The sequence below is a fragment of the Sphingomonas faeni genome (assembly GCF_040407495.1).
Lineage (GTDB): Bacteria > Pseudomonadota > Alphaproteobacteria > Sphingomonadales > Sphingomonadaceae > Sphingomonas > Sphingomonas faeni_D.
Map to the genome: position 1 here is coordinate 630,305 of NZ_JAPZPP010000001.1, position 19,203 is coordinate 649,507.

The window sequence follows — 19,203 nt, forward strand, 5'->3', positions numbered from 1 at the left end:
CATCGCTCCGAGCAGGTGAAGCCTGCGCGGGCGGATCAATGGCGCAATGTCGCGACGATCCCCGCCATCTCGAACACGGTGGCCTGCGCATCGAGCGACAGGCCAATCGCAGCGCCGGCGAGTTCGCGCGCCGCGGCGTGCGCGTCGAGTGCGGATCGCAGTGCTGGCCCCGACCGGGTCCGGGCGGCGTCGGCGATAAATGCGGGCGCCCGGTCGAGGAACGCCTCGTAGCGGGGTTGCGCGGCCTTGAGCCCCAGAGCCTTGGCGAGCTTCAGCCGGCGTCCATTGTCGCGGTCGCCGTCCTGCGCGATCGCGGCGATGGCATCGTCGATCGCGGCGATGTCGAGCCCGGCATAGCGGAGCGCGCGACCGGGTGCGCCGTCGCTGGCATGAACCAGCGCCGCGACCTCGCTCTCGTCCGCATCGGGCTGCAACGTCCGGATCGCGGTCGCGACCTCGCCGTCCGAGAGCGCCTCGAACCGCAGCAGACGACAGCGCGAGCGGATCGTGGGGAGCAACCGGCCCGGCGCATGGCTGACGAGCAAGAAGATCGTTCCCGCCGGTGGTTCCTCGAGGTTCTTGAGCAACGCATTCGCCCCGCCCCGCTCCAGATCGTCGATCGCATCGATTACGACCACGCGACGGGGGCTCATCGACGGCGTGGTCGCGAACAACGGTTGCAGCGTGCGGACCTGCGCGATCGTGATGCTACGGGCGAGATCCTGGTCGGGCTTCTCGGGATCCTTCGGCAGGCGCGCCAGCACACGGAAGTCGGGATGCGACCCGGCCTCCATGAGCGACCGCGTCCTGTTTCCCTCGGGAACCGCAAGGTCGGTCAAGCCGCCATGCGGGTCGGCCGCAGCCGCCAGCATGCGCATAGCGGCGGCGCGTGCGAAACTCGCCTTGCCGACGCCCTGCGGTCCGGCGATCAGCCAGGCATGATGCAGCGAACCGCCGCGCATCGCCGCCATGAAGGCAGCCTGCGCGGCGGTGTTGCCGATGATGGGCGTCATGCCGGCAACGCCGTCGGCGCCGGGATCATCAGCCGAAGAAGCCGGTCAGCCCTGCCCATGCGCGACCGAAGAAACCCGCAACCGCGACATCCTTCTCGGCGACCAGCGGCATCGTCTGCTGGAGACCGTCGGACGTCGTCACGACGAGGTCGGCGATGTGCTGGCCGGCCTTAATTGGCGCCTTGATCGGACCTTCATAGACCACTTTGGCGGTCATCGTCGGCGAGGTGCCGGCGGGCAGCGTTACGGTCAGCGCCTTGGGAGCGACGAGGCCAACCGACGATGCGTCGCCGAGCTGAACCGCGGCGGTCTCGATCTTCTTGCCCTTCGCGACGATCGGCTTCGACTGCCATGCGCGAAAGCCCCATTCCATGAAGCGAACGGACTCTTCCGCGCGCTGGCCGGCGCTGGTCAGGCCGGCGACGACCATTACGAGGCGGCGGCCGTTCTGGATCGCGGACCCGGTGAAGCCGTAACCGGCTTCCTCGGTGTGGCCGGTCTTCAGGCCATCGGCACCAGCGACGCGACCGAGGATCGGATCGCGGTTCGCCTGGGTGATGGCGCTGCCGCCCATCGTCTTGCCCCAGGTGAAATCGCGCTTCGAATAGAATTGCTTGTAGAGATCGGGATAGTTGGTGATCGTCGCCGCGGCGAGCTGCGCCAGATCATGCGCGGTGACATAGGTGACGCCGTTGTCGGGCCAGCCATTCGCGGTGCCGAAATGGCTATCCTTGAGCCCCAGTTCGGCGGCCTTGCGGTTCATCCGCTCGGTGAACGCCTGCTCCGCCCCGGAGATGCCCTCGGCGAGCACGATGCACGCATCGTTGCCCGACAGCGTGACGATCCCGTACAGCAGATTGGCGACGCTGACGTTCTCGCCCGATGACAGGAACATCGTCGAACCCGCTGACGGACCATGCCATTTCGCCCAGGTCTCGGGGCGCACCGGCATCATCTGGTCGAGCTTCAACTCACCCTTCTTGACCATATCGAACGCGACATACACGGTCATCATCTTCGCAAGCGAGGCTGGCGGCATGCGGCGGTTCGCATCGCGCTCGAACAGCACCGCGCCCGACGACAGGTCCTCCATATAGGCGATCGGCGCGGCGGTCTGGAACTGCGGCGCGGCGGCGATGGACGGGTGCGCGAGCGCAATGGCAACGAGCGGTGCGACGATCAGCTTCTTCATGGGGTATTCCGTGAGCAAAAGGGGCGGTCCGTGGGCAGGATGTGATGCAGGTCATAGCCGCGCCCGGCGACCGCGTCACGTATCCGTTGCGCGCAAATTCCTAGCGTTCGACCGCGTCGGCGAGCAGCCCGACCGACAGCGCGTAGAAATTCGAGCAGTTGTAATCGAGGATCACGCGGTAGTTGCTGGTCAGCAGATACGCGGTCGCCCCCTGCCCGTCCGGCTCGAGCAAGGTCGCCATAACGCTGTCGGCGGGCAGGCTGCGACCCTGCGGCGAAATCCCGAGCGCGCGCCATTCGGCGATCGTCCGCCAGCCGCTATGCCGCTCGAACACGCGCGGGCAGCGCGGCGAGACCAGCCGGTTGCGGACCTGCGACCGGTCGAACCCGGCAGGCACGTTGACCGCGACACCCCAGGGCTGACCCGCACGCCAGCCCGCATCGACGAAGTAATTGCCGATCGACGCCAGCGTATCCGCCGGGCTGTTCCAGATATCCGCACGGCCATCGCCATCGCCGTCGCGCGCCAGACGCAGATAGATCGACGGCAGGAATTGCGGGTTGCCGGTGGCCCCTGCCCAGCTCCCCTTCAACTGGTCGCGCGTGACGCCGCGATCGAGCATCTTCAGCCCGGCGATGAACTCGCCCGCGAACAGCGACCTCCGTCGGCCCTCATAGGCAAGGCTGGCAAGCGAACGGAGCAGATCGAAATTGCCGGTGTAGCTGCCGTAATTCGTCTCGTGCCCCCAGATCGCGACCATGATCGATTCGGGCACACCCGTCGTCTGCTCGATCCGCTGCAGGCGATAGCGTTGCGCCTGATAGGTCTGGCGGCCGCGCGCGATCCGCGCCGTGTCGACATGCTGCGTCCGATAGGGCGCAAACGCCGGCACCGCGCTGGGGTTGGAAGCCCCTGGCTGCTGGCGATCGAGATCGATCACTCGCTGGTTAAGCGTCAGGCCGGGAAACACCGCATCCGCGGTCCGCGTGCTGACCCCCTCGGCAAGCGCCTGCTGCCGGAGCGCGACCATATACGCCTGAAACCCCGCATCGTCCTGCGCCAGCGCCGGGCTGGTTCCAGCCAGCATGGCGACGACGCCGATCACGAGATTGCGCAGCCGCACGGTTTTCGATGTCCCACCCATCCGAAGGCTCTGCCACAGACGTGCCGCGATCGGAACCTCGCATCGTCGTACCGGACGCACGCATGACCGTACCGTACTTCCCCGCCCTCCTTTACGGTCTTTCGCCCCCGCCAGCACGAAGCCGCTTGCCATCCGGCGAAAGCAGCGGCTAAGGGCCGTCGCAGTCGGGGAGTGGCGCAGGCTGGTAGCGCACCTGGTTTGGGACCAGGGGGTCGCAGGTTCGAATCCTGTCTCCCCGACCATCACTAGCTGAGGGATCGATGTCTCATCGCCAACATGGCGATCGGGAATGGTCGCATCGACGATACTACCCGTCGCCGTACCCTTTGGGGGGGCGACGAATTCGGATTGTCGCACCTCAAGCGGCGCAGTGGCAGCTATCACCGGCTAGGCAGAAAGATCATGGCGACCGGCGTTGCTGTGCCGCTATCCCTTCGCTCTGCGCTGGCAGTTAACGCATCGGGCAAGATCAGATCGGTAGGCCATCGATCAGGAGATCACGCCGAACGGCTGCCCATGAGTCGATAGGAAGTACCGAGTATCGGGATCAGGCCGCCACACTCTCGCTGCCGGGCACCGGCACCCGCCTCGGCAGCTTCCAGTTCGGCCTCGCGAAGTGACAGGTGTAGCCCTTGGGCCGGCGCTCCAGATAGTCCTGATGCTCAGGCTCGGCTTCCCAGAACGCGCCTACCGGAGCTAGTTCGGTAACGACCTTCCCGGGCCAGAGCCCGGACGTCTCGACGTCAGCAATGGTATCCTCGGCGACCGCCTTCTGCGTGTCGTCGGTATAGAAGATGGCAGACCGGTAACTTGCGCCGCGATCGTTTCCCTGGCGGTTGACCGTGGTCGGATCGTGGATTTGAAAGAAGAACTCGAGCAGCGTTCGAAAATCCGTGCGGGTGGGGTCGAAGACGATCTCGATCGCCTCGGCATGGCTGCCGTGTCTGCGGTACGTGGCGTTCGCGACGTCGCCGCCCGAATAGCCGACCCGCGTTGAGACGATTCCGGGCAGCTTCCGGATGAGGTCCTGCATGCCCCAGAAGCAGCCGCCGGCCAGGACCGCACGCTGCGTGGCCGTGGGCGGCGCCGCGATCTGGTCCAGATAGTCGCCATAGCCCTGCTCGGCCATCTCCGCGCGCGGCACGAAGCGCAGCGCCGCCGAGTTGATGCAGTAGCGCAAGCCGCCCCGGTCACGCGGTCCATCCTTGAAGACGTGGCCGAGATGGCTATCGCCCTGCGCCGAGCGCACCTCGGTACGGGGGATCAGCATCGACCAGTCCCGTGTCGATTTCACGTGTCCTGCGTCGATCGGCCTGGTGAAGCTGGGCCATCCGCAGCCGGACTCGTACTTGTCGGCGCTGGCGAACAGCGGCTCGCCCGAGACGATGTCGACATAGATACCCGCGTCTCTGTTCTTCAGCAATGGGCCAGTGCCGGGACGCTCCGTTCCGTTCTGCTGGGTGACCCGGAACTGCTCGGGCGTCAGGGCGGCGACGGCTTCGTCGGTCTTGGCATAGCTGTTCATGCGATCAATGTGGTGCGCGGCCAGGCAGCTGTCGAGGGCGGCTCCCTGCCGCAACGGTGAAGGTCCAACAATTCCGGCGGCGCCGCGTGTCCACTGCAGCCTGGCGTGTTTCGCCGCGGAGATGGCTCTGACCGGTCGCACGCTGCAGGATCAGGAACGCCCGGCAGCACCAGCCGAACTGGCCGGAAACATGAACGATTTCTCACGGAACACCGCGCGCGTGTCGTCGGTATCTTGCAGGTCTGAACCCCTGATCGAGGAAGTCGCTATGCGCTTTGTGCCCCTTTTCGCGCTGCCCCTGTTGATGATGTCGGTATCGCCCGCGCTGGCCAAGGGTTGCATCCGCGGTGCTGCGGCTGGTGGCGTCGGAGGACATTTCGTTGGCAAGGGACATGCCGTGATGGGCGCTGCGGCAGGCTGCATCGTCGCGCACCATCACTACGCCAAACAGGCACGCGCGCAGAAAGCCGCAGCGCGCGCGCATGGTTGACCTGTTGGCGAACCGTCATGCGTCAACGATGCATGAGTGTTCGCCGATCCGGCCCTTTCCGAAAAGCTGATACGATTACGTCGCGACCCAGATACGATCGTGGCCAAAATCGAAGATCACGCGGGTCTTTGCGAATGTGCCGAGACCTACCAATGGCGCCGTCCCGCCCGAAACGTCCGCGGTCTTGAGCGCAACAGACCCCAACGCGACTGTCTTGGCACTCGCGTTGGCCGCCACAATACCAGTCGCACTCGCGAGATTGAGCACGGCGACAATCGGCGCAGCATCATCGAGCTTGAGTGGGACCGTCATCGTACCATCGGGTTGTCGCGAAACGGAAATCGCGGTCATGCCATGTTCGGCCCGCTTCGCATCTCCGGCCAGCAACAGTCGCAATTGATGATGCGCGAAGTCGATCTCGATCGGATTGGCATCGAGGATGTCCTGTCCGATCCGGACGTCTGCGCCTTGTCCCGGATCGTGCTCGACCCCCGCGATCGACGCGCGGAGATATTCCCCGCGAATACCGATCTTGACCGGCGCGCCCTGCCTCACTCGTTTGGCGAGCGTTTCGCTGATCGCCGAATGCGGTGCGCCGGGCACGATCGCGATCGTGGAGCGCGCATTGTCGACCCGGCCGTGGAACAGCAGGGTTGCCGCCATCAGAATGAACTTGCCGCTCGTTGCGCCTGTGATTCCGTCCATCAGTCATCCTCCTGAAACGCCGCCGCCAGCGGCCTGGAACAATGCGACCGTGTCCGACAGCCGTGCCGCGCGAGCCTGCACCGCCTGCCCCCGTGCCTGTGCGTCGGTCGCGGTGGCGTTGAGCAGCGCGGGCGTGCCCACGTCGCCGAGCGCAAGCTGGCGACGGACGAAGGTGAGCGCGCGGCCGGACGCGTCGGTCGCGCGCGTCGCGGAGTCGAGCGCGTCGGCATCGGTCCGCAGCCCGGTCAGCGCCTCCGATACGTCGCCGAACGCAGCGAGCACGGCGGCGCGATACTGCGCCTTCGCCCCCTCCAGCGCCGCTTCGGCAGCACGCTGTTGATGACGAAGCGCGCCCGCATGAAAGATCGGCTGCGTGATCCCGCCGATCAGCGTCCAGAACGGGTTCCCGCTCTTGAACATGTCGCCGAACCGTTCGGACATCCCGCCCGCCGATCCGCTGAGCGAGATCGCGGGGAGCCGCGCGGCGATCGCGGTGCCGACGTCGGCCCCTGCGCCCTCGAGTTGCGCTTGCGCGGCCAGCACGTCGGGGCGTCTTGCGACCAGATTCGAGGGGACTATCAGCGGCAGATCGCGTGGAAGGGTCAGCGACGCGAGCGTCGGCAGCGGCGGCATTTCCGAGCCCGCCGAGCGTCCGATCAACGTTCCGATGACCACGCGCTCATGGGCTTCGGCGCGGACCAGCGGGGGGAGTGCGCCTTCCGCTGTCGCGAGTGCCGCCTGCTGCGTCGACACATCGGCAGCGCCGACTGCGCCGAGTTGCTGGCGCTTGACCAATGTCTGCAGGATGTCGCGGTTGACCGCGATCGCGGTCTTCGCCGCGACGATCTGCTCGGCGAGCGAGGCGCGCTGGATCACCGCCTCGACCAGATTGGCGATCACCGTCGTCTTCGCCGCCGCGAGACGCTGGCGCTGCGTCTCGGTCGCGGCGCGGGCAGAGCGGATCTTCGAGCGGGTGCCGCCGAACAGGTCGGGCGCATAGCTGACCGTCACCTGCGCGGTGTGGAGCGTGTAGAGCTGCTGGTTCTGGTCCGCGACCGCGGGCGACAGCGCGTTCGAGATTCGCGTGCGCTCCGCGTGATAGTTCACGTCGGCCTGCGGCAGCGCCGAGCCGGCCGTGGCGGAACCCTGCTCGAGATATTGCCGCAGCGTTGCCTCGGCGACGGCGATATCGGTCGCGTGCGCCTGCGCCTCGCTCACCAGCGTATCGAGCTGTGTGCTGCCGAAAGTCCGCCACCACTCCGCCGGTACTGCCGGAAGCGTGGTGGATCGGGCGACGGCGCTCGCAGGCGCAAACGTCTGCACCGCGGGCGCGGGCGGCAGGCTGGCGTGTGCGTCCAGATTGTGAGAGCCCATCGTGCAGGCGCTCGTAACGCCGGCGAGCAGGAGGATGGCGAGACGCTTCATGCTTGAGCCTCCGGATGCGGATGATGGCCGACGTCGCGTCCGTGTGCGCCGCGGTCCTCGGGCGGTACGCGCTTCGAGAAGCGGTCGATCAGCACGGGCAGGACCAGCAGGATCAGGATCGGCGCGAGCGTCATCCCGCCGACCACGACCAGCGCGAGTGGCTTCTGCACCTGGCTGCCGATCCCGCTCGACAGCGCGGCAGGCAGCAGGCCGATCGCCGCGACGAGGCAGGTCATCACGACCGGCCTGAGGCTATGGCGGACTGTAGTCGCGAGCGCATTCTCCCGCCGCGCACCTTCGTCGACCGCGTGGTTGTAGGTCGTGACCACGAGGATACCGTCCATCACCGCGATCCCGAACAGCGCGACGAAGCCGATCGCCGACGAGATGCTGAACGCGGTCCCGGTCAGCGCGAGTGCGAGCACACCGCCGATGATCGCCATCGGGATCGCCGAGAAGGCGAGCAGGCTGTCGCGGATCGAGCCGAAGTTCGCGTAGAGGAGCAGCAGGATCACCAGCAGGCTGATCGGTACCACCACTTCAAGGCGCGCGACGGCGTTGTTGAGGTTGTCGAGCTCGCCCGCCCATTCGAGGTGATAGCCGGGTGGCAGATGCACGGTCCGCTCGATCCGCGCATGCGCTTCGTCGACCGCCCCGCCAAGATCGCGGCCGCGGACCGAGAACTTGATCGGGATATAGCGCTCCTGATGCTCGCGGTAGATGAACGATGCGCCGCTGGTGAGCTTGACGTCGGCGACCTCCGACAGCGGCACCTGGATCGGGCCCGCGCCATCGGGCGACGGTGCACCGATCGTGATGCGGCGGATCGCATCGATCGTGTCGCGCTGTTCGGGTTTCAGCCGGACGACGATCGGGAAGTGGCGATCGGTGCCCTTCTCGTACAGGTCGACGTTCGATTGCCCGCCGATCGCCGCGGCGACGGTCGCGTTGATGTCGTCGGGGGTCAGGCCGTAGCGTGAGGCCCGCGCGCGATCGACGTCGATCCGCACCGTCGGCTGACCGAGCGACTGGAACACGCCCAGATCCTCGATCCCGCGGACCTCGCCCATCTGCGCCTTGATCTGGTCGGCGTATTTCTCGAGCGTCGCGAGATCGGGGCCGAACAGCTTGATCGAGTTCGCGCCCTTCACGCCCGAGGCGGCCTCCTCGACGTTATCCTCGATGATCTGAGAGAACGAGAAGTCGACGCCGGGATATTTCGCGGACAGCCGCTTCGACAGTTCCTCGGTCAGCGTCTCCTTGGTGACGCCGCTCGGCCAGGTGTCGAACGGCTTCAGCGGCACGAAATATTCGGCGTTGAAGAAGCCCGTCGAGTCGGTCCCGTCGTCGGGACGGCCGTGTGCCGACAACACCGCCTGCACTTCGGGATATTGCATCAGGATGCGGCGGACGCCGTTGACCACCGGCTGCCCCGCCTCGAGGCTGACCGACGCGGGCAGCGTCGCGCGGATATACATGTTGCCCTCTTCGAGATGCGGCAGGAACTCGATCCCGAGCGAGCGCACGCCGACCAGAGCGACCGCCATCAGCAGAAGCGCGCCACCGATCGCGACGACCCGGTTGCCGAGCGCGAACGCCGCCGCCGGCTCGTAGACCCGGCGCAGCTTGCCGACGATCCACGTCTCCACTTCCGACAATTTGTCGGGCAGCAGCATCGTCGCCAGCACCGGCGCGACCGTGAAGGTCGCGATCAGCCCACCGGTGATCGCATAGGCATAGGTCTTCGCCATCGGCCCGAAGATGTGGCCCTCGACACCGGTGAGCGTGAACAGCGGCAGGAAGCTCGCGATGATGATCGCGGCGGCGAAGAAGATGCCGCGGCTGACCTCCGAACTCGCGCCGAGCACCGCCGAGAAGCGGTTGGCGAGCGTATAGTGCCCCTTCCCGCTTTCGACATGCGCGGACCGCTCGACCATGTGGCGGAAGATGTTCTCGACCATGATCACGCAGGCATCGACCACGAGCCCGAAATCGAGCGCGCCGACCGACAGCAGGTTCGCGCTTTCCCCCTGCAAGACGAGGATCAGGATCGCGAAGGCGAGCGCGAACGGGATCGTCGCCGAGACGATGATCGCGCTGCGCAGATTGCCGAGGAAAATCCACTGAAGCGCGAAGATCAGCAGGATGCCGACCACCATGTTCTCCAGCACGGTGTGGATCGTCAGGTGGATCAGGTCGGAGCGATCGTAGATCCGGTCGAGATGCACGCCCGGCGGCAGGATGCCCGACGCGTTGATGTCGGCAACTTCTTTCTGCACCGCGAGGATCGTAGGCATCGACTGAGCGCCGCGCTGCATCAGGACGATACCCTGGACGATGTCGTCCTGGTCATTGTAGCCGGCGATGCCGAGCCGTGGCGCGTTGCCGATGCGGACGTGCGCGACGTCCTTCAGCAGGACTGGCTGACCACCGCCGGTGCCGACCAGCACGTTCTCGATGCCGCCGACCGACTGGATCAGGCCGATGCCGCGGACGATCGCCGCCTGCGCGCCGAAATTGATCGTCTGGCCGCCGACATTGCCGTCGCTCTTGGCGAGCGCCGCCAGCACCTGCGACACGGTCACGTTGTGCGCGGCGAGGCGGTCGTTGTCGATCACCACGTCGTAGGTGCGCAGCTTGCCGCCCCAGCCGGTGACGTCGATCACGCCCGGGATCCGCTTGAACCGGCGCTGGAGGACCCAGTCCTGCAACGTCTTGAGGTCCATCACCGAATAGCCCTTCGGCGCAGTGATCTTGTAGCGGAAAATCTCGCCGACCGGGCTGGTCGGAGACAATGTCGGCTGTGCGCCACCCTGGAGTGGGGGGAGCTGCGACAAGCGGTTGATGACCTGTTGCTTGGCCTGATCGTTGGTCAGGTCGTAGCTGAACTGGATCTTGATGTCCGACAGCCCGAACAGCGAGATCGCGCGGATCGCGGTCAGGTGCGGGATGCCCGCCATGCCGACTTCGATCGGGATGGTGACGTTGCGTTCCATCTCCTCGGCCGACAGACCCTGGGTCTGGGTGATGATCTCGACCATCGGCGGGACCGGGTCGGGATACGCCTCGATGTTGAGATTGTAGAAGCCGACGCCCCCCGCCACCAGCATGGCGACGAAGATGCCGACGATCAGCAGCCGCTGCCGCAGCGCGAATTCGACGATGCGGTTCATTCGCCGAGACCGGCTTCGTTGACGAACAGCGCGCCCGTGGTGACGATCCGCTCGCCCGGTTGGAGCCCGGCGGTGATCGCGACCTTCCCGTCCTGCTCCTCGCCCGCGGTGACTTTCCGCGCGACCAGCAGGCCATCGGGGCGCACCACCCACACGCGCGCGTCGTCCCCCTCGTGGATGACGGCGGCAGCCGGCACGCTCAGCGCGTCGCCGCTGTGCGGGCGCTGGATCGAGAAGCTCGCGAACATCTGCGGCTTCAGCGCGCCGTCGGGGTTGGCGATGGTCGCGCGGACCGGCAGGCGACGGCTCTGCGGATCAAGCGCGGCGCCGACCAGGTCGATCGTCGCGTGGAAACTGCGGCCCGGCAGCGCGGGCGTGGTCACCGTGACGCTGTCGCCGCGATGCACTGCGCTCGCGTCGTTCTCGGCGAGCTGCGCGATCAACCAGACGCGCGACGGATCGGTGATCGTCATCACCGGCTTGTCACCGCCCTGCGAAAGATACTGCCCCGCCGACACGTCGCGCGTCGCGATCAGCCCCGAAATCGGCGCGTGCAGCGTCGTCACGTCGTGGATGCCCGACACCTCGCCGACGCTTTCGAGCCGTGAAATCTCACCCTGCGACTTGCCGAGGATTGCCATCTTGTCGCGAGACGCACCGAGCGAAGCCGCCGCGGTCCGCGCCGTCGCCTGTGCCGCGGCCAGATCGGTCTTGGCCTGCTGATAATCCTTCAGCGCGCCGCCGGCCGTTTCGTAGATCAACCGCTGGCGTTCCGCGGTCCGCTCCGCGGTAGCGAGCTGCGCCTGTGCGTTCTGCAGACCCGCGCGTGCCGCGAACAGGCCGCTGCGCGCATCGACGAAATCGCTCGTCTTCACCAGCATCAGCGGCTGGCCCTCGGTCACGCGCTGCCCCGCATCCGCGAGCACGCGCACGACTTGCCCCGAATAGGGCATCAATACCGGCGTGCTGCGGTCGCCATCGACCGTGATCGCGCCGCTCGCCAGCGTCCGCGCATCGGACGCACCATAGCCGACGCGCATCGTCGTCAGCCCGGCCATCTGGTCCTTGGTCGGCCGGAACGTACCCGGCGGCGTCACCGGCACAGGCGCGGGCTCATGATGCGTGAGCTTGCCGATCATCACGACGATCAGCACCAGCCCGACGATCACGGCCGCCGCGATCCCGAGCCAGCGCATCTGCGCGGATCGCGAGAGCGTGGCGGCAGGAGGGAGCGTTTCGAGTGTCGTCGATGCGTGCATAATCAGCCCCTTGGGGATTAGACTGGAGCCGGTAGCGCCGCTGGCTTACAGCGCGCTTACGGATGCTGCGCCGCGGCAATATGGCGGCAATAGGGGATCGATGTCGGATGCGGGTGCTGTTGATCGAGGACGACCGCGATCTGGCACAGGCGCTGACCGCAGCGCTGGCCCCGCGCGGGTTCGCGGCCGATCTCGCGCGCACCGGCGACGAGGCCGAGGCGTATCTGAAGGACGGCGATTACGCCGCGATCCTGCTCGATCTCGGGTTGCCGGACGAGGACGGACTGGCACTGCTCCACCGTATGCGCGGTCGCGGCGACACCCGCCCAGTACTGATCCTCACCGCGCGCGGCACGATCGACGCTCGCATTCGCGGCCTCAACGAAGGCGCCGATGATTATCTCGTGAAGCCTTTCGATGTCGACGAATTGCACGCACGCCTGCTCGCGGTGCTGCGTCGCCAAGGGGGATATCTCGGACGCTCGCTGACCTGTGGTCGCCTCACGTTCGACCTTGAAATCCGCGTCGCGCATGTCGAGGGTACGACGATCGCGCTGTCGGTCCGCGAGACCGAACTGCTCGAATTGCTGCTGCGGCGCGCGGGCAACGTCGTGCCGAAGCGGATTGCGGAGGATCACCTGTTCGGACTTGGCGGCGAGCTCGGCTCGAACGCGGTCGAGGTCTATGTCCACCGCCTGCGCAAGAAACTCGACGACGCATCGAGCAGCGCGCGGATCGAGACGGTGCGCGGCGTCGGCTACATCATCGTCCCCAAGCCATGAGGCTGCGTCTGCCGCGTTCGCTTTTGGGGCAGTTCGTTGCGCTCCACATCGTGATGGCGCTGATCGCCACGATCGCGCTGTCGCTCGGCGTCGCTGCGCTGCTCCACAGCACCGCGGATCACTACCAGCGCCGCCTGCTCCGCCAGCAGGCCGCCATCGTCGCGAATGCCCTGCCGCTGATCACGCTACCCAGCGACGTGCTGACCGACGGCATGGCGGTCGCGATCATCGACCGCCGCCGCGCCGTCCTGATGACGAAGGGCCCCGCCCGGCCGCGGATCATCGCAGCCGTACCTATGGACCACGGCGCGCACTTTTTCCGCCGCGGCGTGATCGAGGCGTACAGCGTGCCGATATCCGGCGGCCGCTGGATCGTCGCGTCGCAGGACAGCGCCGCCCCCGAAGTCATCACCGACGACATCGTCAGCGCCTTCCTCAAACGCTTTGCACTGCTCGTGCTGCCGATCGCCGCGCTGGTGCCGCTGATCGGCGCTCTGCTCACCCGGCGCCTGACGCGGCGGATGCAGGCGGTGTCGGCGACCGCCGCCGCGATCGGCCCGCGCACGCTCGACACGCGGTTGCCGCGTGGCACGCTGCCGTCCGAAGTCGAGCCGCTCGCTGCCGCGACCAACGAAGCGCTGGATCGGCTCGAGGACGGCTTCCGAACACAGGCCGCATTCGCTGCCGACATCGCGCACGAACTCCGCACCCCGCTCGCGGTGATCCGCCTGCGCGCCGACGCGGTCGACGATGCAGCGGTGAAGGACGCACTGCTCGCATCGGTGGACCGCGCCGCGCGCGTCGTCGCGCAACTCCTCGCGCTCGCCGATCTCGAACGCCCGGTCGAGGATTCCAGCGAACCACTCGACCTTGCCGTTTTGGCGGAAGCAGTTGTCGCCAATCGCGCACCCGGCATCCTCGCAGGCGGCCGAACGATCGCCCTAGAGAACCTGTCGACAGACGTCGCGAGCATTGGATATCCTGGCGCAATCCTCCTTGCGCTGGAGAATCTCGTCGACAATGCGGTTCGCCACACGCCGCCCGGCGCCGCGATCGTCGTGAGGGTCGGCCCCGGCGCGCGGCTCCGCGTCGTCGACGACGGCGACGGCGTGGCGCCCGAGCATCTCGCCCGGCTCAAGCACCGTTTCTGGCGCGGCGACGGAACTCGGTCGGAAGGCTCGGGGATCGGCCTGTCGATCGTCGATCGCGTGGCGCGGGCGCATCACGGCGTCCTCGACGTTGCATCTGGCCCCGGCGGCAAGGGACTGTGCTTCGAGATCGCGTTAGACGAGATCGCGTTAGAATCGATTACGCCGCGACGCAGGTAGCAAACCACGCGACAGTTCGGCTAAGCACGCCGGATGCAGCACGACACTTCGGTAACCCCCTCGGATCATGCTATTTTGCCGCGGCGAGGCGTCGCATCGATCGCCCCCGCGCCGGCGCTGCAGGCGGCCGAGCCGTATGCGCGTGACGAACTGTTGCACGAGTTGTTCGACGCAACGCGCGCGGCGCATCCCGACGCGACCGCGCTGCGGCTGATCGGCGCGGACGAGGAATACGACCGCAGGACCGCCTGGACCTATACCGACCTCGCCACGCGCAGCCTCGCGCTCGCGCACCGCCTGCGCGCGATGGGGATCGGCCGCGGCGACCGCGTCGTGCTGTGCCTGCCGCGCGGGCTCGACCAGTATATGGCGATCCTCGGCGTGCTGCGCGCAGGTGCCGCCTATGTGCCGGTCGACTGGGGCTATCCGCAGGACCGCATCGACTTCATCGTCGAGGACAGCGAAGCCGCGCTGACGATCACCGTCGCCAGCCGCGTCGCCAACCTCAAGGGGAAAACGCTCGCGCTAGACTCCGCGTTGGGCGATCTCGCGGCTGAGCCATCCGAACCGATCGGTCGCGACGTGACGCTCAGCGATCCGCAGGACCTCGCCTACATCATCTACACCTCGGGCACGACCGGCCGGCCCAAGGGCGTGATGATCTCGCACGGCAACGCCTGCCACCTGGTCCGCTCCGAAAGCGCGATCCTCGACCTCACCCCTGCCGACGTGGTGTTCGGCGGGTTCAGCCTCGCGTTCGACATGTCTGTCGAGACGATGTGGAGCGCATTCTTCGTCGGTGCGGTCGTGCTCGTCGCGACCGAGGCGCTGGCGACCAGCGGCCCTGACGTGGCGATCGCGCTGGCCGAGGCGAACACGACGATCTGGCACGTCGTCCCCTCGCTGATCGCGCTGGTCGAGCATCCGGTGCCGACGCTGCGCCTGCTCAACATGGGCGGCGAAGCGTGCCCCGCCGATCTGCCGCGCCGGCTCGCGCGACCGGGCCTCCGCCTGCTCAACACCTATGGCCCGACCGAGACATCGGTGACCGCGACCTGGACCGAGGTGTTCCCCGGCCAGCGCATCACGATCGGCAAACCCCTTCCCGGCTACACCGCCTGGGTGGTCGACGAGCATATGCAGCCGGTCCCCGACGGCCAGGAGGGCGAACTCGTGATCGGCGGTCCTGGCGTCGGCGTCGGCTACGTTAACCGCCCCGACCTGACCGCCGAAAAGTTCATCATGACGCCGTTCGACGGGCCGTCGGGAACGCCGGAGCGGATCTACCGGTCGGGCGACCTCGTGAAGCTCGACGCGGCGGGTGACATCGATTTCGTCGGACGCATCGATACGCAGGTGAAGATCCGCGGCTTCCGCGTCGAACTCGCCGAGATCGAGGCGGTGATCGGCGAATGGCCCGGCGTCGCGCAGACCGTCGTCCAGCTCTTCACCGACGGCGATGGCTCCGAGTTCCTCGCGGCGTTCCTGATCGCGCGTCCGGCAGAGGAGATCGACATGGTCGGACTCAAGGCCCGCGTCGCCGAGCGGCTCCCCAATTACATGCGCCCCGCGGGCTACCAGTTGCTGTCGCACATGCCGACGCTCCCCGCCTCGGGGAAGGTCGACCGCAAGGCGCTGGTCAAGCCCGAGATCACCGTGACGTCGGACCGCGAGATGGTCGCGCCCGCCACGCCGCTGGAGGAAAGCCTGCACCGCGTCTGGGCCGACGCGTTCGCGCCACAGCCGGTATCGGTGCTCGACGACCTGTTCGAGGATCTCGGCGGCCATTCGCTGAAGGCCGCACGGCTCGTTTCGGCGGCGCGAAAGGTGCGCGGGCTCGAAGGGCTGTCGCTCGAGGACGTCTACGCCGCGCCGACGATCCGCGCACTCGCGCTACGGATCGGTGGCACCACGCCTGTCGCGATCCTCGACGAGACCAGCTTCCACCACATTGCGCCGTGGAAGCGTCGGCTGTGCGTCGCCGCGCAGACGCTCGCTTTGCTGCCGATCTACACGCTGGCGGGCCTCCAGTGGTTCTCACCCTATCTCGCCTACACGCATCTCGCCGGCGACATGTCGCGGGTCGATGCGCTGATCCTCAGCGGGCTGTTCTTCACGGTCGTGCCGATCGCGTCGATGTTCCTGTCGATCGCGCTGAAATGGCTGATCGTCGGGCGCTTCAAGGCGGGCGATTACCCGCTCTGGGGCAGCTATTATTTCCGCTGGTGGCTGGTCCGCCGGATCATCGGCGTCACCGCGACGCCGTATCTCGCGGGCACGCCGATGATCCGCGGTTATTACCGGATGATGGGCGCGACAATCGGCGAGCGAGTCCATATCGGCACCGGGATCATCGACACCGCCGACCTGCTCCACGCCGACGACGATGCGATCATCAGCGATCAGTCGGTGCTGTCGACCAGTTCGGTCGAGCGGGGACTGCTCCGACTGGGGACGGTAAAGCTCGGCAAGGGCGCGTTCGTCGGATCGATGGCGGTGGTCGGCCGCAACGCTGCGCTCGGAGACGATGCGATGCTCGACGACCTGTCCGCGCTGCCCGCCGATACGACGATCCCCGCCGGCCAGCGCTGGGCGGGTTCGCCCGCCGCGCATGATGGCGATGCGCCCCGCCGCCCGGCCACCGCAGCGCCGCGCAGCGCCGGCCCGGCGATCGGCCTGTTCCTGTGCGCGCTGATCCTGCCGCTGGTCGCGATCCTGCCGATCGCGCCTGGGCTGATCGCGTTGATCGAGCTCGACTGGGCGACCAGCGGCTATGCCTATGTCGCGGTCGCGCCGCTGCTCGCGGTCACCTATGTCGTGATGATGTGCGTGCTGACGGTGGCGGCCAAGCGCCTGATCCTCGGCCGCGTCGCGCCCGCGGTCTATGCACTCAACAGCGGATTCTACGTCCGCTACTGGTTCGTTCAGCAGATCAACGACCTCGCGCTGCGCCTGCTCCACCCGATCTTCGCGACGCTGTACGTGGTGCCGTGGTACCGTGCGCTCGGCGTGAAGGTCGGCCGTCGCGCGGAAATCTCGACCGCCAGCGCGATCGTGCCGGACCTCGTCGAGATCGGCGAGGAGAGTTTCATCGCCGATTCGGTGATCTTCGGCGCCGCGCGGATCGGCCACGGCACGATCGAACTCGCGCATACCAAGATCGGCCGGCGCAGCTTCATTGGCAACTCCGCGCTGCTGCCGAGCGGCACGCAGATCGGCGACGAGGTGCTCGTCGGCGTGCTCTCGAAGCCGCCGAGCGACCCCGCACTCGCCACCGAGGCGGGCAGCACGTGGTTCGGCTCGCCCGCGATCAAGCTGCCTGTGCGACAGGTCAACACGATGTTCGACGAAGGCGCGCGGTTCAACCCGTCGCGCGCGCTGATCTTCACGCGGCTGTCGATCGAGGCGGTTCGCACCACCTTGTCGCTGACCGCGTTCCTGGTGTTCTTCAGCCTGCTGCTTTCGGTGGTCGGCGACCTCGACGATCTCGATAACGGTGCGCTGGTCGTCGCGGCGACCTTCCCGTTCCTGTACGTCGGCTTCTGCCTGGCCTGCGGGATCTTCGTCCTCGCGCTCAAATGGCTCGTCGTCGGCCGCTACAAGATCACGACCGCGCCGCTCTGGAGCACGTTCGTCTGGCGCACCGAACTCGTCACCGCGACCTACGAGAACCTCGCGGTCGCCAATTTGCTCGAACCACTCCGCGGCACGCCGTGGATCGGCGTGTACCTCCGCTTGATGGGCGCGCGGATCGGCAAGCGCTGCTACATCGACACCACCGACCTGACCGAGCACGACCTCGTCGATATCGGTGACGACGTCGCGCTCAACGACTTCGCCGGCTTGCAGACGCACCTGTTCGAGGACCGCGTGATGAAAGTCGGCGCGATCCGCGTCGGCGACCGCGCGACGATCGGCTCGCTCGCGATCGTCCTGTACGACGCCGAGATCGGTGCCGACGCGCAGCTCGGCGACCTGTCGGTGGTGATGAAGGGCGAGACCTTGCCCGACGGCACGAGCTGGGACGGGAGCCCGGCGCGGATCGCCGTCGCGACGTGACGCCGGTCTGGCACGACGGTCCGCTCGACGCGCTCGTCTGGGACGGTCAGTCGCCAGTCGCATGGAGTGTTGCCGAGACCGGACCGTGCGCCGCTGGCCTGCAAGGCGATGCGCGCGCGATCCGGCAGGGTCTGTCCGCCGCCTTGATCCGCAAACTCGCCCGCGACTCAGACGATGTTCGACTGACACGCAGCCCGGCTGGCGCGCCGATCGTTTCCGCTCCCGGCGGCTGGCATCTCAGCCTCTCCAGTCGCGGTGCACGCGCCCTGATCGGCGTTGCGCGCGCACCGATCGCGGTCGACCGCGAGGTCATCGACGACCACCCGCCCCTCTGGGACATGCTCACCGAGACCGAAGCCGACGCGCTCCGTCACCTGCCCGCCCTCGCCCAGCCCCAAGCATGGCTCCGACGCTGGACGATCAAGGAAGCGCACGCGAAACTCATCGGCGAACCCCGCCGCATCCGCTCCGAATCGATCGAAACCGTCGTGACCGACCCAACCCAGGCGACCGCAACCTTCGAAGGCACTTCGCGCTGCTGGAGCCGTTCCACCCCCGACGCGATCGAAACCGTCGCGCAGTGGAGCCAGCCATGACCAGAATCCTGACCCGCCGCTACGAAGACAAGGACCGTGCCGCCGTCCTCGCGATCTTCGATTCGAACCTCCCCGAGTATTTCGGTGACGGCGACCGCGAATGGCTGGAGGAGACGCTCGACCAGCCCGACGGCCCGGCGTTCGTGGTCGACGTCGACGGCGTCCCCGGCGCATTCGGCGGCTACGAGATCTGGGAGCATTACAACAAGGCGCTGCTCTTCTGGGGCATGGCCGCGCGCGCCTATCACGGCACCGGCCTCGGCAAGCTGCTGCTGTTCGAACGCCTGCTCCACGTCGCCACCTCAGCCGAACCGCCCACCCGCTACGTCACCGTCGACACCTCGCCGCAGGTTTCGCCGTTCTTCCAGCATTGCGGCTTCGAACTGATCAGCGTCTGGCCCAGCGGCTACCGCTCGGGCATGGATATGCACGAACTCCGCTTCGATATGTCCGCGGTGACGCTGCCCGACCTCGTCCAACGGCGCGACAAGACGCTGGCGAAGTGCCTGTGA

Annotated in this window: 14 protein-coding genes and 1 tRNA gene; 7 read left to right on the plus strand and 8 right to left on the minus strand. The window is 67.2% G+C overall.

Going from position 1 to position 19,203, the window contains the following annotated elements:
• Window positions 1-35 precede the first annotated feature (35 nt).
• The 3 genes from O6W96_RS02990 to O6W96_RS03000 all read right to left on the minus strand — a co-directional run bounded on the left by O6W96_RS02990 (window position 36) and on the right by O6W96_RS03000 (window position 3,328).
• Entirely contained in the window at window positions 36-1,013 is a 978-nt protein-coding gene (locus O6W96_RS02990) for an AAA family ATPase (protein WP_353468174.1), read from the minus strand.
• A gap of 28 nt (window positions 1,014-1,041) precedes the next feature.
• Window positions 1,042-2,205 (minus strand): D-alanyl-D-alanine carboxypeptidase family protein, encoded by a 1,164-nt coding sequence (locus tag O6W96_RS02995; protein ID WP_353468175.1) that lies wholly within the window; start codon window positions 2,203-2,205, stop codon window positions 1,042-1,044.
• 100 nt (window positions 2,206-2,305) lie between these two features.
• Window positions 2,306-3,328 carry a lytic murein transglycosylase gene (locus O6W96_RS03000; RefSeq protein ID WP_353468176.1) on the minus strand — a complete coding sequence of 341 codons (1,023 nt, stop codon included), beginning with the start codon at window positions 3,326-3,328 and terminating at the stop codon, window positions 2,306-2,308.
• Window positions 3,329-3,514: 186 nt separating this feature from the next.
• On the opposite strand from O6W96_RS03000, the gene O6W96_RS03005 reads away from it, so the two are divergent.
• A tRNA-Pro gene (locus O6W96_RS03005) sits at window positions 3,515-3,591 on the plus strand.
• Window positions 3,592-3,896: 305 nt separating this feature from the next.
• Here the strand turns inward: O6W96_RS03005 and O6W96_RS03010 are convergent.
• The gene (locus O6W96_RS03010) at window positions 3,897-4,874 is read right to left on the minus strand and encodes a bifunctional methionine sulfoxide reductase B/A protein (protein WP_353468177.1); all 978 of its coding nucleotides are present in this window, start codon (window positions 4,872-4,874) and stop codon (window positions 3,897-3,899) included.
• A gap of 268 nt (window positions 4,875-5,142) precedes the next feature.
• Between O6W96_RS03010 and O6W96_RS03015 the strand changes: the two genes are divergently transcribed.
• Window positions 5,143-5,364, plus strand: a complete 222-nt coding sequence (locus tag O6W96_RS03015; protein ID WP_353468178.1) for a hypothetical protein — start codon at window positions 5,143-5,145, stop codon at window positions 5,362-5,364.
• Window positions 5,365-5,439: 75 nt separating this feature from the next.
• Here O6W96_RS03015 and O6W96_RS03020 read toward each other — a convergent pair whose 3' ends face one another.
• From O6W96_RS03020 to O6W96_RS03035, 4 genes are read right to left on the minus strand one after another with little or no spacing between them, the layout of a single operon-like run.
• Window positions 5,440-6,069, minus strand: a complete 630-nt coding sequence (locus O6W96_RS03020) for a hypothetical protein (protein ID WP_353468179.1) — start codon at window positions 6,067-6,069, stop codon at window positions 5,440-5,442.
• Between the two features lie 3 nt (window positions 6,070-6,072).
• Window positions 6,073-7,494, minus strand: coding sequence for an efflux transporter outer membrane subunit (locus O6W96_RS03025; RefSeq protein ID WP_353468180.1), 1,422 nt, complete (start codon window positions 7,492-7,494; stop codon window positions 6,073-6,075).
• Window positions 7,491-10,667 carry an efflux RND transporter permease subunit gene (locus O6W96_RS03030; protein WP_353468181.1) on the minus strand — a complete coding sequence of 1,059 codons (3,177 nt, stop codon included), beginning with the start codon at window positions 10,665-10,667 and terminating at the stop codon, window positions 7,491-7,493. The genes O6W96_RS03025 and O6W96_RS03030 overlap by 4 nt, the downstream gene beginning before the upstream one ends.
• Complete coding sequence (locus O6W96_RS03035) at window positions 10,664-11,926, minus strand: efflux RND transporter periplasmic adaptor subunit (RefSeq protein ID WP_353468182.1); 1,263 nt, start codon at window positions 11,924-11,926, stop codon at window positions 10,664-10,666. The genes O6W96_RS03030 and O6W96_RS03035 overlap by 4 nt, the downstream gene beginning before the upstream one ends.
• Before the next feature lie 107 nt (window positions 11,927-12,033).
• Here O6W96_RS03035 and O6W96_RS03040 point away from each other — a divergent pair, with 107 nt between their 5' ends.
• The 5 genes from O6W96_RS03040 to O6W96_RS03060 are packed head-to-tail and all read left to right on the plus strand — an operon-like array spanning window position 12,034 to window position 19,203.
• Window positions 12,034-12,708 (plus strand): response regulator, encoded by a 675-nt coding sequence (locus tag O6W96_RS03040; protein WP_353468183.1) that lies wholly within the window; start codon window positions 12,034-12,036, stop codon window positions 12,706-12,708.
• Complete coding sequence (locus O6W96_RS03045; RefSeq protein WP_353468184.1) at window positions 12,705-14,036, plus strand: sensor histidine kinase; 1,332 nt, start codon at window positions 12,705-12,707, stop codon at window positions 14,034-14,036. The genes O6W96_RS03040 and O6W96_RS03045 overlap by 4 nt, the downstream gene beginning before the upstream one ends.
• Before the next feature lie 33 nt (window positions 14,037-14,069).
• Complete coding sequence (locus O6W96_RS03050; RefSeq protein WP_353468185.1) at window positions 14,070-18,095, plus strand: Pls/PosA family non-ribosomal peptide synthetase; 4,026 nt, start codon at window positions 14,070-14,072, stop codon at window positions 18,093-18,095.
• Window positions 18,092-18,691, plus strand: coding sequence for a 4'-phosphopantetheinyl transferase family protein (locus tag O6W96_RS03055; protein ID WP_353468186.1), 600 nt, complete (start codon window positions 18,092-18,094; stop codon window positions 18,689-18,691). The genes O6W96_RS03050 and O6W96_RS03055 overlap by 4 nt, the downstream gene beginning before the upstream one ends.
• Window positions 18,688-19,203 (plus strand): GNAT family N-acetyltransferase, encoded by a 516-nt coding sequence (locus tag O6W96_RS03060; RefSeq protein ID WP_353468187.1) that lies wholly within the window; start codon window positions 18,688-18,690, stop codon window positions 19,201-19,203. Before O6W96_RS03055 ends, O6W96_RS03060 begins: the two co-directional genes overlap by 4 nt.